Source organism: Allobosea sp. WAO, from assembly GCF_001509835.1.
In the GTDB taxonomy this organism is placed as follows: domain Bacteria; phylum Pseudomonadota; class Alphaproteobacteria; order Rhizobiales; family Beijerinckiaceae; genus Allobosea.
This window is the reverse complement of the sequence record NZ_JXTJ01000004.1, coordinates 449,778-468,020: the sequence shown is the minus strand read 5'-3', so window position 1 is coordinate 468,020 and position 18,243 is coordinate 449,778. Positions and strand designations below refer to the sequence as shown.

Genomic DNA, 18,243 nt, shown 5'->3' with positions numbered 1-18,243 from the left:
GAGGTTCTCCCGTTCAGCCTATCGCGCGGCTTGCGCGCAGCGCCGTAATCTCGGATCCGGAAAACCCGATTTCTGCGAGGACGGCATCGGTATGCTGGCCGAGATCGGGCGGGGGCAGGCCGGGCTCAGGCGGCTTGCCGTCGAAGCGCACGGGTTGGCCGATCGCCTTCAGCGCGCCGCCCTTGGGATGCTCGTACTCCATCACGATGCCGCTGGCGGCCGTGTGCGGATGGGCGAGCAGCTGCTCCAGCGAGTTGATCGGCGAGCAGGGGATACCAGCTTGCGAGAAGGTCTCGTGCCAATGGCCGACCGTGCCGTGGGCGAGCGCCGCCTGGACATGGGCCAGCGTCCTCGCCCGGTTCCTGACCCGGTCAGCATTGCTGCGGAAGTCCGGATGGTCGACGATTTCATGCAGGCCGGCGGCGGCGCAGAATTTGCGCCAGAGATTGTCGTTGGCGACGCCGAGCATGATCGGCCCGTCCGCGGCCTCGAAGGCCTGGTAGGGGCAGAGCGATTCGTGGCTCGAGCCGCATTTCGCCGGCTGCACGCCCTTTTCCCAGAAGGTCTGGAGGTTGTAGCCGAGCAGGCCCATCGCCGTGTCGTAGAGCGAGACGTTGACGGTGCCGCCCTGTCCGGTGAGCTCGCGCTGGTAGAGCAAAGCGAGGATGCCGCTCAGCGCATGCGTGCCGGTCATCTGGTCGATCGGCGAGATCGGGGAGCGGATATGGCCGCCGGCCGCGTCGCCCGTCAGCGCCATCACTCCGCAGAAGGCCTGCAGGATCACGTCGTAGCCGGGCGCATCGCGCATCGGGCCGGTCCGGCCGAAGCCGGAGATGCTGCAATGGATCAGGCGCGGATTGAGGGCCTGCAGGGTCGGCGCGTCGATGCCGAGCCGTTCGGCGACGCCGGTGCTGAAACTCTCGATCGCGACATCCGCCGTCTCGGCCAGGCGATGTACGATCGCCCGGCCTTGGTCGGTCTTGAGGTCGACCGCGATGCTGCGCTTGTTGCGATTGGCGCTCAGGAAGACGGCGCCGAGCCCCGGGGCACGGAAGGGCGGCCAGCCGCGCGTCTCGTCGCCGGTGCCGACAGGCTCGACCTTGATGATGTCGGCGCCCATCTCGCCGAGATACTGGGCGCAGAGCGGGCCGGCGAGGACCTTGCTGAGGTCGAGAACTTTCACACCTTGGAGTGGCTTGACCACAATCTGTCTCCCACGCCCTGACAGGGCGCCTTCACTTGCTGTCCGAGTGAGCGCCGGCGCTTATTTGCGCTCGATCTTCGCGATCTCGACGAGGTCGACCCAGCGTCTGGCGTCCTCCTCGACGAAGGTCCCGAGCTCAGCCGGGCTGGTCGAGAGGATCTCCGAGCCGATCTGGTTGACGAAGGCGATCATCTCCGGCTCGCGCAGCAGCGTGTTGAGCGCGGTATTGAGCTTCTGCACCACCGGTTGCGGCGTGCCGGCCGGCGCGAAGGCGGCGACCCAGGCGACGATGTTGAAGTCGCGGACGCCGAGTTCCATCAGCGTCGGCAGCTCGGGCAGGCTCGCGATGCGCTTCGGCCCGGTCACCGCCAGCACCTTGAATCTCTTCTCCTGCACCATGCCGAGCGCGCTGGCGGGGTCCGGAAAGAAGACGTCGATGCGGCCGCCGATCAGGTCGGTCATCGCCTGGGGCGTACCGCGATAGGGCACGTTGACCATGTCGAAGCCGAGCAGCGACTTCAGCAGTTCGCCCGAGGCCCGGCCGCCGGTGTTGCCGCTGCCATAGGAGAGCGGAGGATTGGCCGCCTTCGCCGCCTTCAGGAAACCGGCGAAGTCACTGGCCGGAAAGTCGGCGCGGACCGCAAGCATGTAGGGGATGCGGATGATCCCGCCGATCGGCGCGAAGTCCTTCTTCGGATCGTAGGGCAACTGCCGGTAGATGCTCGGATTGGCCGCGTGGGTGGTGTTGGTGGTGATCAGCAGGGTGTAGCCGTCAGGTGCTGCACCGGCGACCTGGCGTGCGGCGATGATGCCGTCGGCACCGGCCTTGTTCTCGACGATGAAGCCCTGGCCTAGATGCCGCTGCAGACCTTCGCCGACTTTGCGCGCCACGGCGTCGGTGGCGCTTCCCGCCGGGAAGGGCACGATCAGGGTGACCGGGCGCTGCGGAAAGGTCTCGCCCAGCGCCTGCGTTGCACCGAGCCCAGCCGCCAGCGCGGCCGCGACTAGCAGCGCTCTTGCCATGATACCCTTCATTCCCGACCTCCCTGGATGATCGTTCCCGCGCATGCGCTAGAGCGCTGCGTGCTGTTCTTTTTTGGTTTGCTGTGCCGGCGCGGCGGCGAGGCGGAAGCCGCGATAGCCTTCGGCCGCGACGTCGCTGCAGATCTGCCGGTAGACGTTGACGCCGCCGATATAGGGCATGAAGACGCGGGTCTTTCCGGGGATGTTCGCCCCCATGTACCAGGAGTTCGCCTGCGGATAGAGCGTGCGGTGGGCGACCTCGTTGACATGGGTGACCCAGTCCTCCTGCGCCTGCCGGTCGGCCTCGATCCGGTTCAGGCCGTTGCGCCGCAGATGCGCGAGGCAGTCGGCGATCCAGTCGACATGCTGCTCTATCGAGACGATGACGTTGCTCAGCACCGAGGGGCTGCCCGGGCCGGTGATGGTGAACAGGTTGGGGAAGCCGGCGCTCATCAGGCCGAGATAGCTGCGCGGGCCGGCCGACCAGGCCTGCTTGAGCGAGGAGCCGTCGCAGCCGCGGATGTCGATCGCGTCGAGCGCGCCGGTCATCGCGTCGAAACCGGTGGCGAACACGATGGCGTCGAAGGCGTAGTCGCGCCCGCCGACGCGCAGGCCCGCCGCGGTCAGTCCTTCGATAGGCGCCTCGCGGACATCGACCAAGGCGACATTGCCCCGGTTGAAGGTCTCGTAATAGTCGGTGTCGACGCAGATGCGCTTGGCCCCGAGGGGATGGTCGTGAGGTAGCAGCGCCTCAGCCGTCCGCGGATCGGTGACGCTCTGGCGGATTTTGTTGCGGACGAAATCGGCGGCGGTGTCGTTGGCGGCCTTGTCGACCAGTATGTCGTTGAAGGCGTGCATGAAATTGGCGCCGCCCTTCTGCCAGCGCCGCTCATATTCGCGCTCTCGCGCCTCGGCATCGACGGCGAGCGCGCCCTTGTCGCTGAATTCGTAGATCGTGCCGGAACGGGTCTCCTCGCGGGCGCGGCGGCGCAGCCCGGCATAGTCGCTCTTCCAGGACTGCTCGTAGGCTTCCGTCATCGCCCAGTTGCGCGCCGGCACGCTGAAGTTCGGCGTGCGCTGGAAGACGGTGAGCTGCTTGGCCTGCGCCGCGATTAGCGGGATCGCCTGGATCGCCGACGAGCCGGTGCCGACGACGCCGACGGTCAGGCCGCTGAAATCGACGCCCTCATGCGGCCAGTGGCCGGTGTGGAAGATACGGCCGCGATAGGCGGCCATGCCGGGAAAATCGGGCGTGCGAGCGGCGGAGAGGCAGCCGGTCGCCATGATGCAGAAACGTGCTGCGATCCGCGCGCCCGCCCGCGTCGTCAGCGTCCATTCGGCGGCGTCCTCGTCATAGGTCGCGGATGCGACGCGGGTATCGAGGCTGATATCGCGGCGCAGGTCGAAGCGGTCGGCGACGTGGTTGATGTAGCGCAGGATCTCCGGCTGGCCGGCGAAGCGCTCGCTCCAGCGCCATTCCTGCTGCAGCGCCTCGTCGAAGGAGTACGAGTACTGCATGCTCTCCACGTCGCAGCGCGCGCCGGGATAGCGGTTCCAGTACCAGGTGCCGCCGACATCCGAGCCCGCCTCGAAGACGTGGACCGAGAAGCCGAGCCTTCGCAGCCGGTGCAGCATGTAGAGGCCGGAAAAACCGGCGCCGACGATCACGACATCGAAGCGGCTTTGACCGGCATGTACGCCGCCTGCGTCCTTCGCCATGGATCGTCACCTCCTGCCTGGTGGCGGCGCGTTCAGCCGTCCGTTGCAACTAGGCTAGAGCAAAATATAAAATGGTCAAACCATTTGACGATTATCGACCGAGCGCGCTAACGCTGTCGGCCTGACAGGAGGGAGAGGATCCGATGAGGCTGCGTTCACTGCTCTTCGTTCCGGCCGACAGCGAGCGGAAATTCGCCAAGGCCCAGGCCAGCGGCGCCGACGGGCTGATCCTCGATCTCGAGGATTCCGTAGCACCGGCCCGCAAGCCGGAGGCCCGCCAGCTGGTCCAGGAGCTGCTCGCGAAGGACAATCACCGGAATTGGAGCTTCTGGGTCCGGATCAATGCGCTTGATACCGGGCTGACACTCGCGGATCTCTCGGCGGTGGTGAGGCCGGGGCTCGACGGCATCATGGTGCCGAAGGCCAATGGCGCGGCCGACATCGTGCGCATCGGCCATTATCTCGATGCGCTGGAGACGCGTTCCGGCATGGCACGCGGCACGGTGAAGATCGTTGTCGTGGCTACGGAGACTGCGGTCGCGATGTTCAATCTCGGCAGCTATGCGCCGGCGCACGAGCGCCTTGCCGGCCTGACCTGGGGCGCGGAGGATCTCGGCGCCGTGGTCGGCTCCAGCGCCAACAAGCAGCCGGACGGGGATTGGACGCAGCCTTACCGTGTCGTCCGCAGCATGTGCCTGTTCGCGGCGGCGGCGGCGGAGGTCGCGCGCATCGACACGCTCTACGCTGATTTCCGCGACCCGGCGGGACTGGAGGAGAGCTGCCGGATTTCGCAGCGCGACGGCTTCACCGGCCGCATCGCGATCCATCCCGATCAGGTCGAGACCATCAATCGCTGCTTCTCGCCGTCGGCGGAGGATCTGGCGCAGGCCAGGCGGATCGTCGCTGCCTTCGATGCCGATCCCGGCATCGGCACGGTCGGTATCGACGGCAAGATGTACGACATCCCGCATCTCAAGCTGGCCCGTGCCATCGTCGCAGCGGCGGAAGGCTGAACCGCCAGGCTAGTCGGGCGGCAGGTCGGAGTCCTCGCGAGCCCTCGTCTTGGCGCGCGTCGCCTTGACGTGGCGTTCCATGCGCCGGAAAGCGGCGTCGCCGTCGCCAGCCTCGATCGCGACGATGATGCGCTCATGCACGCCCACCACCTCCTTACGCAGGCCCGGCGTGTCGTATTCCTCGCTCACGGTCGAGGCCACGACATCGTAGGAGATCGCGTAGAGGAAGGCGGCGAGCAGGTCGTTGCGGCTGGCGGTCGCGACGGCGTTGTGCCAGGCGATGTTGATCGCCGCGAAGCGGTTGCGATCGTCGAGGGCCTGTCCCATCTCCGCATTCAGTTCGCGCAGCCGGACGATGTCGTCCTTGCTGCGATGCTCGGCTGCGAGGCGGGCCAGGCTCGGCTCGAGCGCCTCGCGCGTCTCCTGCAAGGTCCGCAGGGAGAGCCGGCGGCCACGGACGAACTGGGTGATGACATGCGCCATCGAGTCGTTGCCGGGGCGGCTGACGATGTTGCCGCCGAGCCGGCCGAGCTTCGTCTTGACCAGGCCCTCGACCTCGAGCTTGCGCAGCGCCTCGCGCACCGAGCCCCGGCTCAGCCCTGTCTGGCTGACGAGCTCGCGCTCGGTCGGCAGCCTTTCGCCTTCCGCCAGCGAGCCGTCGAGGATCGTCTGGCGTAGCCTGTCGGCCAGCACCTCATAGGATTTCGGAACGGAAATCCGTCCCAGCATCGGCTCCGGAGTGTCGTCCGGCTTCGTCATCTCGATCAGTTCCGCTGGCAGAAGGCGGGATTATAAACGAAAAAAGATCTAATGGTAAGAGCAAATGCCGTCGAGCGTCGCGGTCAGCGCCATCCCCCCCGATCGAGGACGTCCCGTGTGTGTTCGCCCAGATGCGGCGGCGCGTGGCGCAGCTCCGGCCGCCAGTTGCTCCAGTCGCCGACCGGGCCGAACAGGCGCAGCTTCTCTCCGTCGGGGCAGGTCGCGTCCTGGAAGAAGCCGGTGGCGACGAGGTGGGGATCGTCGCAGAGCTCTTCGAGTGAGCGCATCGCGACGGCGGTGAGGCCTGCTTTTCGCAATGTCGCGACCCAATGGGCCGTCGGCTGGTCGCGGGTGATCGTGCTCACCATCTCGAACAGGGCATCGCTGTGGACCGTGCGCGCTGTCATGTCGGAGAGCCGGATGTCGCGCGACAGGTCAGGATCGCGTCCCACCACCTTGAGGAAGCTTCGCCACTGCGCATCGGTGTAGATCATGCAGCAGATGTAGCCGTCCCTGGTCGGGAACGGGCCGCGGTCGCGGACCATCAGGCGCGGATAGCCGAGCGGGCTGGAGGCTGGCGTGAAGGTCGCGCCGAAGAGATGATCGCCGAAGAGCAGGCTGGCCAGCGTCTCGAACATCGGGATGCCGAGTTCGCAGCCAACGCCGGTGCGCTCGCGCTGGAACAAGGCCGCGCTCATCAGGCCGAAGGCGTAGAGACCGACCGTCCGGTCGGCGAGATTGGCGGGCACATAGCGCGGTCGGCCGTCGCTGGTGCGGCCGAGCAGCTCGGCAAGCCCGGAGATCGCCTGGATCAGGTCGTCGAAGGCGCCCTGCTCGGCATAGGGGCCACGCTGGCCGAAGCCGAACAGGCCGGCATAGATCAGCCGCGGGTTGAGCGCGGCCAGCGTCTCATAGCCCAGACCGAGCCGTTCCATGGCTTGCGGGCGCATCGAATGGACCAGGAGGTCGGCGCCGCTGACGAGCCGCAGCAGCGCTGCGTGGTCGTCGGGCTTCTTGAGGTCGAGCACGACGCTGCGCTTGTTGCGGTTGAGATGGACGAAGAGCGGGCCGCGGTCCGATCCTGGGGGCGCGCCGGCCTTGCGCAGGATGTCGCCCTCAGGCGGTTCGATCTTGATGACGTCGGCCCCGAGATCGGCGAGCAGCTGCGTCGCCAGCGGCCCCATCACGATGGCGGTGAGGTCGACGACGCGGATGCCGGCGAAGGGCGGGGGAGTTGGTGCTCTGGAATCGCTCACGTCACCAGTCGTACGAGCTGCTTGCCGAAATTGCGACCGGTCATCATGCGCAGGAAGGCCTCGGGCATGCGCTCGAAACCGTCCAGGACATCCTCTTTCGTCGTGATCTTGCCGTCGCCGTGCCAGGCGGCGAGCCGCGCCATCGCCTCGCCGCGCCGGTGCCACCAGTCGAAGGCGATGAAGCCCTGGACCAGGGCGCGCGTCACGATCAGGCGGGAGGAGGCGCGCAGTCCGACATCCTCCTGCTCGAAATCATTGGCGAGCGCGATGCGCCCGCAGATAGCGACACGCGCGCCGACGGCAAGGTTGCGCATGACGGCATCGTGGATCGGTCCACCGGTATTGTCGAAGAAGACGTCGATGCCGGCCGGCGCCAGCGCCGCAAGGGCGCTGGCGAGATCAGGGGTGGTCTTGTAGTTCAGCGTCTCGTCGAAGCCGACGGAGCGGCACCAGGCGAGCTTCTCGTCGGAGCCGGCGATGCCGATGACGCGGGCGCCGCAGAGCTTGCCGATCTGGCCGACGAGCTGGCCGACCGCACCGGACGCCGCAGAGACGACGAGCGTGTCCCCCGGCTTCGGCCGGCCGATCTCGAAGAGGCCGATATAGGCCGTGAGCCCGGGCATGCCGAGCCAGGAGAGCGTCGCCTGCGGCGGGGCGAGCGCCGGGTCGACCTTGTTGACCTTGGCCGCGCCGGGCAGGTCCGGCGCCAGCACCGCATATTCCTGCCAGCCGAAGCCCATCGCCTCGGCGATGTCGCCCGGCTTCCAGTCCGGGTGGTTCGAGGCGATGACCTCGCCGACCCCGCCACCTTGCATCACCTCGCCGAGGGCGACGCCCTTGGCGTAGTTCGTCGAGGGGCTGATGCGGCCGCGCATATAGGGGTCCAGCGAGAGCCATTGCGTCCTGACCAGGATCTGGCCTGGCCCCGGCTCGGGCATCGGCGCGTCGTGCAGGCTCCAGGTGTCGAGCGAGGGCATGCCCTGGGGGTGGGAGGCGAGGCGCCACTGGCGGTTCTTCATCGGCTTGTCCTTGCTCTCACCATGACGCGGCACCCTGGCATGGGACAGGGAGCGGCGGAAGCGATCAGCCCTTGACCAGCGGGCAGAGAGCCGGGTCGGCCTTCTGGAAGGCTTCCTCGCCGGGGATGGTCGCGAGCGTCTCGTAGAGGTCCCACTCGCCCTTCGAGGCGGACGGCGCCTTCACGCGATAGATGTACATGTCGCGGATAACGCGGCCATCGGCGCGGATGCGGCCATTCTTGGTCATGAAGTCGTTGATCGGCGTCTCCTTCATCTTCGCCGCAACCTTGGCGGCATCGTCCTCACCGACCGCCTTGACCGCGTTGAGATAGTGCATGACGGCGCCATAGGCGCTGGCCTGGACCATGTTCGGCATCTTCTTGAAGCGCTCGAAATAGCGCTTGGCGAAGGCGCGGCTCTCGTCGTTCTGGTCCCAATAGAAGGGGGCGGTCACGATCAGCCCCTGCGCGGTCGGCAGGCCCATGCCCTTGACGTCGTGCAAGGTCAGGCTGAGCGCGGCGAGCTTCTGCTTGGGACGGATGCCGAACTCGTCGGCCTGCTTGACGATGTTGGCGACATGCGCGGTCGTGGTCGCGAGCGCGATCACGTTGGCGTTGGAACCCTGTGCCTTAAGCAGGTCGGAGGAAAAGTCCTTGGTATCGAAAGGATGGCGGGCGGCGCCGGTGATCTTGCCGCCGCCCGCCTCGATCATCGCGGTCGTGTCACGCTGGACGTTGACGCCATAGGCGTAGTCGACGGTCATGAAGTACCAGTTCTTCTCGCCGGCATCCGTGTAGAATTTCGTGACGCCCAGCGCCTGGCTGTAGTTGTTGTAGGTCCAGTGGATTCCGTTTGGGCTGCAGTTCTTGCCGGTGAGGTCGCTGGAAGCCGAACTCAGATAGACGACGAGCTTGTTCTTGTCCTTGGCGAGTTCCTGCACGCCGAGCGCGACCGAGGTGATGCCGATGTCGAAGATCGCGCTGACTCCCTCATCGTACCATTTGCGGGCCGCGGTGATGCCGACATCGGGCTTGTTGAGGTGGTCGGCCTCGAGAATCTGGATCGGCCGGCCGAGGACGGAGCCGCCGAAATCCTCGACTGCGAGCTTCATCGCGGTGACCGTCCCCGGTCCCGACAGGTCGACGACGATGCCCGACATGTCGCTGAGCGCGCCGATCTTGAAAGGGGCCGGCTGCTGGGCGTGGAGTGCGCCGGGCACCAGGCAAAGCGCGAGCGGCAGGGCGGCGAGACTGCCGAGCAGGCAGCGCCGGCTGCGCGAGGTCGGCGACTGGACGAAGGCGTTCGATGACATGGCTGCTCCTCCCTGAGCGTCTATCTGCCGATACGGGCGTCGAGGCCTGTCCGGCGCGTTTCTTCCGTCAGCTGTGGTGGACGTATTTTTGGTGCAGGAAGCCGGCGAGGCCTTCGCTGCCGCCCTCGTAGCCGTAGCCGCTGTCCTTCACGCCGCTGAACGGCGCTTCGGTGTGCGAGACCGCGAAGGAGTTGAGGCCGAGCACGCCGACTTCCAACTCCTCGCCGAGCCGGACCGCGGCGGCGGCCGAGCGGGTGAAGGCGTAGCCGGCGAGGCCGACAGCGCTGCGATTGGCGCGGGCGATGGCTTCGTCGAGCTCGTCGAACGGGCTCACCAGAGCGAGCGGGCCGAACGGTTCCTCGGTCATCGCCGCTGCGTCGTCGGGCACGTTGGCGAGCAGGGTCGGGCACCAGAAAAAGCCGCGGTCGCCTTCTCTGGCTCCCCCGGTCACGATCTCCGCCTGATGCCGGGTGGCATCGGTGACGAGCCGCTCCATCGCCTCGATCCGGCGGGCATTCGCCAGCGGACCCATCTCGGATCTCGGGTCTAGGCCGTCGCCGAGTGCGATTTGCCCGAGCGCCGCGCCGAAGCGCTCGACGAACCGTTCATAGGCCGGCCGCTGGACGTAGAAGCGCGTCGGCGAGGTGCAGACCTGGCCGGCATTGCGCGTCTTGCCGATGGCCGACAGGGCGGCGGCCGCGTCGATATCGGCGTCGTCGAGCACGATCACCGGCGCATGGCCGCCCAGCTCCAGCGTGCAGGGCTTGACCTGCTGCGCCGCCAGGACGGCGAGGCTCCTGCCGACCGGGACCGAGCCGGTGAAGGTGATCTTGCGGATCACCGGCGAGGCGATGAGATGACGCGAGATCATAGCGGGATCGCCGAAGACGATGTTGAGTACGCCGTCCGGCAGGCCGGCATCCGCGAGGGCGCGGCCGAGCCCGAGCGCCGCGGCGGGCGTCTCTTCCGCCGGCTTCAGGATGCAGCTGCAACCCGCCGCCAGCGCCGGCGCGACCTTGCGGGCGGCGAGCAGGGCCGGGAAGTTCCACGGCGTGAAGGCGGCGACCGGGCCGATCGGCTCCGGCAGCACCATCTGCCGCGCGCCAGGGCTGCGCGCCGGAATGATCCGGCCATAGGCACGCCCGGCCTCAGCCGCGTACCAGTCGAAGGTCTCGGCGCAGAGCGTGATTTCAAGTTCCGCCTGCGCCAGCGGCTTGCCCTGTTCGAGGGTGAGCAGCCGGGCGAGCGGCTTCGTTCGCTCGCGCAGCAGCTGCGCTGCCCGGGAAAGGATCGCGGCGCGGGCGGTCGCCGGCGTCCGGCGCCAGAGTGCGAAGCCGGTTTCGGCGGAAGTCAGCGCGGCGTCGAGATCCTCCTGCGAGGCGCCGGTCGGCTCGGCCAGGGTCTGGCCTGTCGCCGGGTTGCTGATGCGAAGCGGAGAGCCGCGTCCCGCCTGCCATTTTCCGCCGATCAGCAGCTGCAGCCCGTCCGCGGGATAGCCGCCGGCCGCAGTCCCAGCGATCGGCGTCGCGAGCGCATCCATCCCATCCTCCCGTTTCGGTTCTGATAGCAAGGCGATGTTAAATGGTCAAACCATTTGACGATTAAATATTTGGGGAGTAGCCATATGCCTATCGAGCTAGGCGCGATGCCGAAGAAGCGCCGCCGGGAGGAGACAGGCCGATGCGTGCGATGATGCGCTGCTACCAGTTGACCGGTTTCGGGCAGGGGCTTGCCGAAAGCGAGCAGCTGCGCCCGGAGCCGACCGGGACGGAGGTGCTGGTCAAGGTGCGCGGCGCCGGCGTCTGCCATAGCGACGTGCATCTCTGGGAAGGGCATTACGATCTCGGCGGCGAGCGCCGGCTCTCCTTCGCCGATCGGCTGAAGCTGCCGCTGACGCTCGGCCATGAATCGGCGGGCGAGGTGGTGGCGCTCGGTCCGCAGGCGCAAGGCGTCGCGATGGGCGCGAACTGCCTGGTCTGCTCTTGGATCGGCTGCCTCGAATGCGTCGCCTGCTCGGCCGGGGACGAGCATCTCTGCACCGCGCCGCGCTTCATGGGCGTGAACCGCGATGGCGGCTATGCCGAGTACATCCTCGTGCCGCACCCGCGCTACCTCGTCGAGATCGGCAATCTCGATCCCGTCGCCGCGGCTCCGCTGGTCTGCTCGGGCCTGACCACCTACAGCGCGCTGAAGAAGTTCGGGCCGCTGCTCGAACGCCAGCCGCTCGCCGTCATCGGTGCCGGCGGGCTCGGCCTGATCGCGATCGGCCTGCTCAAGCATCTCGGCGGCAAGGGCGCGGTGGTGGTCGAGCTCGATCCGCGCAAGCGCGAGGCGGCGATGGCCGCGGGCGCGCTGGCAACGATCGATCCTAGGGTGCCGGACGCCACCGCCCAGTTGCGCGCCGCGCTCGGCGGCAGCGTGCTCGGCGTGCTCGACCTCGTCGGCAGCGGCGAGACCGCGACGCTGGCCGTCGAGACGCTCGACAAGGGCGGCAGGCTCGTCATCGTCGGCCTGTTCGGCGGGGCGATGAACCTCGCCGTGCCGCTGGTGCCGATGAAGGCGCTGACGATCCAGGGCAGCTATATCGGCAGTCCCGACGAGTTGCGCGAGCTGGTGGCGCTGGTGCGCGAGCGTGGCCTGCCTTCGACGCCGGTCGAAAGACGGCCGCTTGCGGAAGCCGCCGCCGCCCTCGATGACCTGCGCCTCGGCAAGGTCGTCGGCCGCGTCGTGCTGACGCCCTGAGGCCGGGCGATGGCGCTGCATCCGTTCTTCGAGACAATGATGGCAAGCTTCGCCGCTGCGGGGCGACCGGCGCTGTCGGCCGGCACACCGCAGCAGGGCCGGGCGCTCGTCGCGTCGGGGAGGGCGGCGCTCGGGCCGGGTGCGGAGATCGGCAGCGTCCGCGACCTTGCGCTTCCGACTCGCACCGGCGCGGTCCCAGCGCGGCTGCTCTTGCCGAAGGCCGCGCCCGCCGGGCTCGTCGTCTATTTCCACGGCGGCGGCTGGGTGCTGGGCGAGCTCGACGACTATGAGGTCCTGGCGCGCCGGCTCGTCGCGTTGAGCGGCTGCGCCGTTCTGCTGCCGGATTATCGGCTTGCACCGGAGTACCCCTTCCCGGCGGGGCTCGATGATTGCGAGGATGCGCTCATCTTCGCCACGACCTCGATCGCTGAACTTGCTGGCGCGCGCGTCCCGCTAATCGTGGCCGGCGACAGCGCCGGAGCCAATCTCGGCACGGTCGCGGCCCGCAGGCTGCGTGGGCGTGCCGAATTTGCGCTCCAGCTCCTGCTCTATCCGGTGACGGACAGCGATTTCGAGCGGCCGAGCTATCGCGCCCATGGCGAGGGCCTGCCGCTGACGCGTCAGGACATGCTCTGGTTCTTCGACCATTACGCGCCGCGCGAGCGCCATGACGACCCGGACATCGCGCCGATGCGTGCGTCCGACCTGTCGGGCCTGCCGCCGGCGGTGATCGTTACCGCCGAATACGACGTGCTGCGCGACGAGGGCGAGGCCTATGCGCAAAAGCTCGCGGCGGCCGGCGTGCCGGCGAGCCATCGTTGCGCGGCGGGCCTGCCGCACGGCTTCGCCCGGCTGCACAACCATGTCGAGGCGGTCGATGCCGAGATCCGCACTGTGGCGGCCTCGATCGTCGCCGCCTGCCGCCAAGCCGGAGCCTAGAACATGAAGCGTCTCGACAAGGTCATCATCAGCTGCGCCGTGACGGGCTCGATCCACACCCCGTCAATGTCCGATGCCTTGCCAGTCAATGCCGACCAGATCGCCGAGCAGGCGCTGGGCGCGGCGAGGGCAGGGGCGGCGATCCTGCACCTGCACGCCCGCAACGAGACCGACGGCTCGCCCTCTTCGGCGCCCGAGGACTATATGTGCTTCCTGCCGCGCATCAGGCAGGGCTGCGACGCGGTGGTGAACATCACCACGGGCGGCGGCCTCGGCATGAGCCTCGACCAGCGCCTGCTGGCGGCCAACACGCTGAAGCCGGAGCTCGCCTCGATGAACATGGGCTCGCTCAATTTCGGCCTGTTCCCGGCAGCCGAGAGGATGAAGTCCTACAAGCAGCCCTGGGAGCAGGGCTATCTGGAGATGACGCGCGACTTCATCCTCTCCAACACCTTCGCGCAGATCGAACGCGGCATCCGTGAGCTCAGCGAGCATGGGACGCGCTTCGAGTTCGAGTGCTACGATGTCGGCCATCTCTACAATCTGGCCTGGGCCGTCGAGCGCAGGCTCGTCCGGCCGCCTTTCCTCGTGCAGTGCATCTTCGGCGTACTCGGCGGCATCGGCCCGGATGCCGAGAACCTGATGCACATGAAGCGCGTCGCCGACAGCCTGTTCGGCAGCGACTACATCCTCTCGGTGCTCGGCGCCGGCCGCCACCAGACCAGCCTTGTGACGATGGGCGCGATCCTTGGTGGCTGCGTGCGCGTCGGGCTGGAGGACTCGCTCTATCTCGGCAAGGGCGTGATGGCGCGCTCCAACGCCGAGCAGGTCGAGAAGATGAAGCGCATCCTCGGCGAGCTCTCGCTCGAGGTCGCAAGCCCGGCCGATGCCCGCGCCATGCTCGGCCTCAAGGGCGCCGACAAGACCGCATTCTAGAACCAGCGAGAAATCCGTGATGATCGAGCTGAACGACGACCAGCGCGCCCTCTGCGACGGCGTCGCCGCCGTGTGCAGGCGCTTCGACGACGAGTACTGGTCCGCCTGCGAGCGCGAGGCGCGCTTCCCGCGCGAGTTCCACCAGGCGATGGCGGCCGATGGCTGGCTCGGCGTAACCATGCCGGAGGAGTTCGGCGGGGCCGGGCTCGGCGTCACCGAAGCGGCGCTCGTCATGCACACGGTCGCCAATCACGGCGGCGGCATGGCGGCGGCTTCCTCGATCCACATCAACATGTTCGGCCCACATCCGATCGTCGTCCACGGCTCGCCCGAGCAGAAGGCGCGTTGGTTGCCGCGGCTGGTCTCGGGCGAGGATCAGGTCTGCTTCGGCGTGACCGAGCCGAATGCCGGGCTCGACACCACCAACATCACGACCTTCGCGACGAAGGTCGAGGGGGGCTACCGCGTTTCCGGCCGCAAGATCTGGACCTCGACGGCGCAGGTCGCGAGCAAGGTCCTGCTCCTGACCCGGACCACGGCGCGCAAGGACGCCAGGCGCCCGACGGACGGGATGACGATCTTCTATACCGATCTCGACCGCTCGAAATTCGAGGTGAAGAGCATCGCCAAGCATGGCCGCGCCGCGGTCGATTCCAACATGGTCTTCATCGACGACGTCTTCATTCCCGACGAGGACCGCATCGGCGAGGAGGGCAAGGGCTTCTCCTACCTGCTCGACAGTCTGAATCCGGAGCGGGTGCTCGTTGCAGTCGAGGCGATCGCCATCGGCCGCGACGCGCTGGAGCGGGCGGCACGCTATGCGCGCGAGCGCCATGTCTTCGGCCGGCCGATCGGCCAGAACCAGGGCATCCAGCACCCGCTCGCCGAGCGCTGGCTGGCGCTGGAAGCCGCCTGGCTGATGGCGATGAAGGCGGCGACGCTCTACGACGCCGGCAAGCCCTGCGGCGCAGAGGCGAACGGGGCCAAATTCCTGGGCGCCCGCGCTGGCTACGAGGCCTGCCTCCAGGCGGTGCTGACCCATGGCGGCATGGGCTATGCCAAGGAATACCAGGTCGAGCGCCTGCTGCGCGAGGTCCTGGTCACGCGGATCGCACCGGTCAGCGAGCAACTCATCCTGTCATTCATCGGCGAGAGGGTGCTCGGGCAGGTGAAGTCCTACTGATCGCTGCTTCGGACGCGCGTGATTTGCTGCGCAGGCCTTTCAAGCTCTATTACCGTCGTTTAGCTCGTGCCGGCGCGGCGCGCTGTTCAGCCTTTGCGCTGCAATGACCACTTCCAGCCTGTTGCGCGCGCGGAGTTTGTTCATGAGACCGGTCATGTAACCCTTGACCGTCTTCTCGCTCAGCGCCAGCGTTCGAGCGATTTCTCTGTTGCGCTTGCCGCAAAGGAGCAGGTGTACGATCTGCTCTTCCCTGATGCTGAGCCTCGTGCTTTCCGCCGTACGTTTTTCCAGAGCCTTGCTTTGCAGCGCGCCAATTACCTTCGTTGCGAAGGACGGTGTTACGTAGATCTCACCCCGCTGCACCGCTTCAATCGCCTCGAAGAGTTCGTCGGCGCGGCCGCTTTTCAGCAAGTAGGCATCCGCGCCGGAATCGAGAGTGCGCATTGCATGGTCCGCGTCCGCAAAGGAAACGAAGGCGATGATCTTCGTCTCAGGCCGCTCCTTGCGGAGTTTCGTCATCGCCTGGAAGTCTGCCTCCGGCGTATTGAGACCGATAATCACTGCATCGACCTGCCATTTTGACGGAGACGCGATGATTTCGTCGACGCTCGATCCCGTTACCGTGATGGCAAATCCCGTTCTCCGCCGAAGAACGGACTTGATCCCCTCCGCCATGAGTGGATGTTCATCGACGATGCCGACCGAGATCACCCTTGTCCCCGCTCTGCTCTTGTTTCGAAATGAGCCAGGAGAGCTATTGCGTGATTTAGAGGCGATGTAAACAAGGTGGTAAATTTAATGTTAATCGGGCGTCTGGCCTTGGCTAAGGAACATCGGGCGCGATGACCGTTCGGCACCTGTTCATTCGAGGACAATGATCAATTTCAAGATTTTAGAATTCAGCATTTATATTTGCCGAGTAGTTGTTTCTTCGGCCTGCAATCTCTGAGCCCTGATGACGTTCCGGTGCGTGGCTCGGTGACGGTCAATCGGCTGCCGGAACGTACTTCTGGGCCACGACGGCGGCTTCGGTGCGGTTCTTGAACCCCCCTTTAGAGAGGATGTTCGAGACATGGAACTTTACTGTCTTGACCTGGACGCCGGTCGCCTGCGCGATTTCCCGGTTGCTCAGACCATGAGCGAGGAGGCGAAGGACACGCGCCTCGGCGCGAGACAACAGGGCAAGCCTGGCCTGCACCGGATCGACCGCCTGAGGGTTGCGCATTGCCGTCAGAAGCTGGACCGCCATGCTGGGGGGGACGTAGCGCTCGCCATCTGCGATCGAGCGCACGATCTTGACCAAGTCAGGCGCGGACACACCCTTGAGAACATATCCGACAGAGCCCGCATCGAGCGCTTTCAAGATGGTTTCCTGATCTTCGGAAACCGTCAGCATGATGACCTTCACTTTTGGCCAGCGCTTACAGATGGTCTGAGCTGCGTCGAGGCCGCCCCCGGGCATCGAGACATCCGCCAGTGCGATATCGGGCGCGAGGCGCTCGACCAGATCGATCGCGTCTTCGGCGTTCGCCCCTTCGCCGACGACGCTGAAATCGTCGACGTCGCGAAAGGCCTGAACCACGCCGCTTCGGAAGAGCGAGTGATCATCGACGACGACGATCGATCGTCTGTCAGTGCTCAAGCAGTCCTCCGACCAGTTCAAGGTTCATCGAAATCCGCGTCTCTCCCGATTGCCGGAGCTCGGCGGTGAAGGCTCCGCCGAGACTCTCGATGCGATGGCGCAGCCCCTGCAAGCCGAGCCGCTCTCGGTCCCGCTCCACGGCATCATGCTGGACGGCGGCGGCGCCGTCATTTGCGACCGCGACCGAGAGCATCGTTCCGCTAAGCGTGCTGCTGACGTACTGGCGGGCACCGGCGGCGTGTCGGAAAGCGTTGTTCAAGCCTTCCTGAACGAAGCGGAACACGCAAGCTCTCACTGCATCCGACACCTCGATGTCGACCGCTTCGATTACCAGCGCTACCTGCGTGTTGGTCCGCGCCTCGTGGGTGCTCACTGCTCGCGCGATGACGTCCTGCAAGGGTAGGCCTGCTAGATCGGGCAAGAGAAGCCCTTTTGCGATCGTCCTGATCTCGTGCAGGGCTTCCGAGAGCACCGTGCCCAAGTGCTGGACCAGGCGGCCACGCGTCGCGGAATCGGAAGCGGCCGAGATCTCGTCCAGCTTGAGCTTTGAGAAGCCGACGAGCTGGGCCGGACCGTCGTGCAGTTCGGCGCCGACGGTGCGGATGAACTGCTCGTTGAGCTCGGCGACACGGGCGGAAGCGCGCTGCAGGCGCTCTCGCAGGCTCTGGTTCAACGTCGCCAGGCGCTCGGCTTCGGCGATACGGGCTTCCAGGGCGGTGTGCTGCGCTTCAATGGTGCGGCTTCCGCGACGGACGATGCCGTAAAGGCCGAGCATGATCGCAAACGTGCTTCCCGCCACGACCAGCCAGCTGCCCCAGCGCACATTGGCGAGGTCCTGCTGCAGCGGCTGGGTGAATTCATGGATTTCAGCGACACCCAGAATATGCCCTTCGACGCCGGAGCGTATCGGGCTGTAGATTTCGAGAAAGGGCGTGTCGATGTCCCGGACGCGGTGCTCGCCGGCGCGCAGGTCCGCATAGTCGGCGACGACATCGCCTTTCAGCGCGCGCGAAAGTCCGGCGGATCGCGGAAAGCGCTGCCCGATGATCTGGGCCGAATTCGAATAGGCGACGGTTCCGTCGGGCTTCCAGATCTCGAAATAGGGGAAGCGATCCTTCAACTGCTCGCTCGACAGAAGTGCATCGAGCCTGGCGGATGATGCCGGGGACAGGTGACCGGCGCTCGCGAGCTCATCGGTAAAGGGGGCAACCAGGCTCTGCATGAAAAGCGCTGTGGCGGCCGCCTTGTGATTGATCGTGCTGCGCGTGACGAGAGTGCTGATCACGTAGCCGGCGAACAGCATCGCTATCAAGAGCAGCAGACCGCCTGCGACCAGGAACTGGGCGGACAAGCTGCCGAGTGGCCGTTCTCCCGGAGCAGCCCGGCCGCGGCCGGGAACGCCACGAAGACCTGGTCTCACCTCATCCTCCGTCGCGCGCCGATGCCTGGAGCGCTGCGCGCCAAACTGGTCCAAAGACCAGAAACACCACTGGACC

At 66.6% G+C, this 18,243-nt stretch carries 16 protein-coding genes; 5 read left to right on the top strand and 11 right to left on the bottom strand.

Annotated features, from left to right (window positions below):
* Positions 1-13: 13 nt before the first annotated feature.
* Genes DK26_RS06595 through DK26_RS06585 form a run of 3 tightly spaced genes read right to left on the bottom strand, consistent with a single transcriptional unit; the run spans position 14 to position 3,946 of the window.
* Positions 14-1,204 (bottom strand): CoA transferase, encoded by a 1,191-nt coding sequence (locus DK26_RS06595; protein ID WP_198162291.1) that lies wholly within the window; start codon positions 1,202-1,204, stop codon positions 14-16.
* 60 nt (positions 1,205-1,264) lie between these two features.
* Complete coding sequence (locus tag DK26_RS06590; protein ID WP_184231663.1) at positions 1,265-2,227, bottom strand: tripartite tricarboxylate transporter substrate binding protein; 963 nt, start codon at positions 2,225-2,227, stop codon at positions 1,265-1,267.
* 48 nt (positions 2,228-2,275) lie between these two features.
* Positions 2,276-3,946 (bottom strand): NAD(P)/FAD-dependent oxidoreductase, encoded by a 1,671-nt coding sequence (locus DK26_RS06585; RefSeq protein WP_066469564.1) that lies wholly within the window; start codon positions 3,944-3,946, stop codon positions 2,276-2,278.
* Between the two features lie 143 nt (positions 3,947-4,089).
* On the opposite strand from DK26_RS06585, the gene DK26_RS06580 reads away from it, so the two are divergent.
* Positions 4,090-4,959, top strand: a complete 870-nt coding sequence (locus DK26_RS06580; protein ID WP_066469562.1) for a CoA ester lyase — start codon at positions 4,090-4,092, stop codon at positions 4,957-4,959.
* A 9-nt stretch (positions 4,960-4,968) separates the two neighbouring features.
* On the opposite strand, the gene DK26_RS06575 is transcribed toward DK26_RS06580, so the two are convergent.
* The 5 genes from DK26_RS06575 to DK26_RS06555 form a co-directional block, all read right to left on the bottom strand.
* Positions 4,969-5,718 carry a FadR/GntR family transcriptional regulator gene (locus DK26_RS06575; RefSeq protein WP_066469556.1) on the bottom strand — a complete coding sequence of 250 codons (750 nt, stop codon included), beginning with the start codon at positions 5,716-5,718 and terminating at the stop codon, positions 4,969-4,971.
* An 83-nt stretch (positions 5,719-5,801) separates the two neighbouring features.
* A complete protein-coding gene (locus DK26_RS06570) occupies positions 5,802-6,974 on the bottom strand; it encodes a CoA transferase (protein ID WP_066469554.1) in 1,173 nt (390 codons plus the stop codon).
* The gene (locus tag DK26_RS06565; protein WP_066469552.1) at positions 6,971-7,993 is read right to left on the bottom strand and encodes an NADP-dependent oxidoreductase; all 1,023 of its coding nucleotides are present in this window, start codon (positions 7,991-7,993) and stop codon (positions 6,971-6,973) included. Before DK26_RS06565 ends, DK26_RS06570 begins: the two co-directional genes overlap by 4 nt.
* 64 nt (positions 7,994-8,057) lie before the next feature.
* Positions 8,058-9,305, bottom strand: a complete 1,248-nt coding sequence (locus DK26_RS06560) for an ABC transporter substrate-binding protein (RefSeq protein WP_066469550.1) — start codon at positions 9,303-9,305, stop codon at positions 8,058-8,060.
* A gap of 67 nt (positions 9,306-9,372) precedes the next feature.
* Positions 9,373-10,845 carry an NAD-dependent succinate-semialdehyde dehydrogenase gene (locus tag DK26_RS06555; protein WP_066469549.1) on the bottom strand — a complete coding sequence of 491 codons (1,473 nt, stop codon included), beginning with the start codon at positions 10,843-10,845 and terminating at the stop codon, positions 9,373-9,375.
* A 152-nt stretch (positions 10,846-10,997) separates the two neighbouring features.
* Here DK26_RS06555 and DK26_RS06550 point away from each other — a divergent pair, with 152 nt between their 5' ends.
* Genes DK26_RS06550 through DK26_RS06535 form a run of 4 tightly spaced genes read left to right on the top strand, consistent with a single transcriptional unit; the run spans position 10,998 to position 15,105 of the window.
* The gene (locus tag DK26_RS06550) at positions 10,998-12,047 is read left to right on the top strand and encodes an alcohol dehydrogenase (RefSeq protein WP_066470190.1); all 1,050 of its coding nucleotides are present in this window, start codon (positions 10,998-11,000) and stop codon (positions 12,045-12,047) included.
* 9 nt (positions 12,048-12,056) lie between these two features.
* A complete protein-coding gene (locus DK26_RS06545; protein ID WP_066469547.1) occupies positions 12,057-12,986 on the top strand; it encodes an alpha/beta hydrolase in 930 nt (309 codons plus the stop codon).
* A gap of 3 nt (positions 12,987-12,989) precedes the next feature.
* Positions 12,990-13,922, top strand: coding sequence for a 3-keto-5-aminohexanoate cleavage protein (locus DK26_RS06540; RefSeq protein ID WP_066469545.1), 933 nt, complete (start codon positions 12,990-12,992; stop codon positions 13,920-13,922).
* Between the two features lie 16 nt (positions 13,923-13,938).
* Positions 13,939-15,105 carry an acyl-CoA dehydrogenase family protein gene (locus DK26_RS06535; RefSeq protein WP_157089537.1) on the top strand — a complete coding sequence of 389 codons (1,167 nt, stop codon included), beginning with the start codon at positions 13,939-13,941 and terminating at the stop codon, positions 15,103-15,105.
* Positions 15,106-15,144: 39 nt separating this feature from the next.
* On the opposite strand, the gene DK26_RS06530 is transcribed toward DK26_RS06535, so the two are convergent.
* The 3 genes from DK26_RS06530 to DK26_RS06520 all read right to left on the bottom strand — a co-directional run bounded on the left by DK26_RS06530 (position 15,145) and on the right by DK26_RS06520 (position 18,098).
* On the bottom strand, positions 15,145-15,816 hold the full coding sequence (locus tag DK26_RS06530) for a response regulator transcription factor (protein ID WP_157089536.1): 672 nt from the start codon (positions 15,814-15,816) through the stop codon (positions 15,145-15,147).
* A 274-nt stretch (positions 15,817-16,090) separates the two neighbouring features.
* Positions 16,091-16,747: a response regulator transcription factor gene (locus DK26_RS06525; RefSeq protein ID WP_066469539.1), complete on the bottom strand. Its 657-nt coding sequence runs from the start codon at positions 16,745-16,747 to the stop codon at positions 16,091-16,093.
* Positions 16,737-18,098, bottom strand: a complete 1,362-nt coding sequence (locus DK26_RS06520) for an ATP-binding protein (protein ID WP_066469538.1) — start codon at positions 18,096-18,098, stop codon at positions 16,737-16,739. Before DK26_RS06520 ends, DK26_RS06525 begins: the two co-directional genes overlap by 11 nt.
* Between the last annotated feature and the right edge of the window lie 145 nt (positions 18,099-18,243).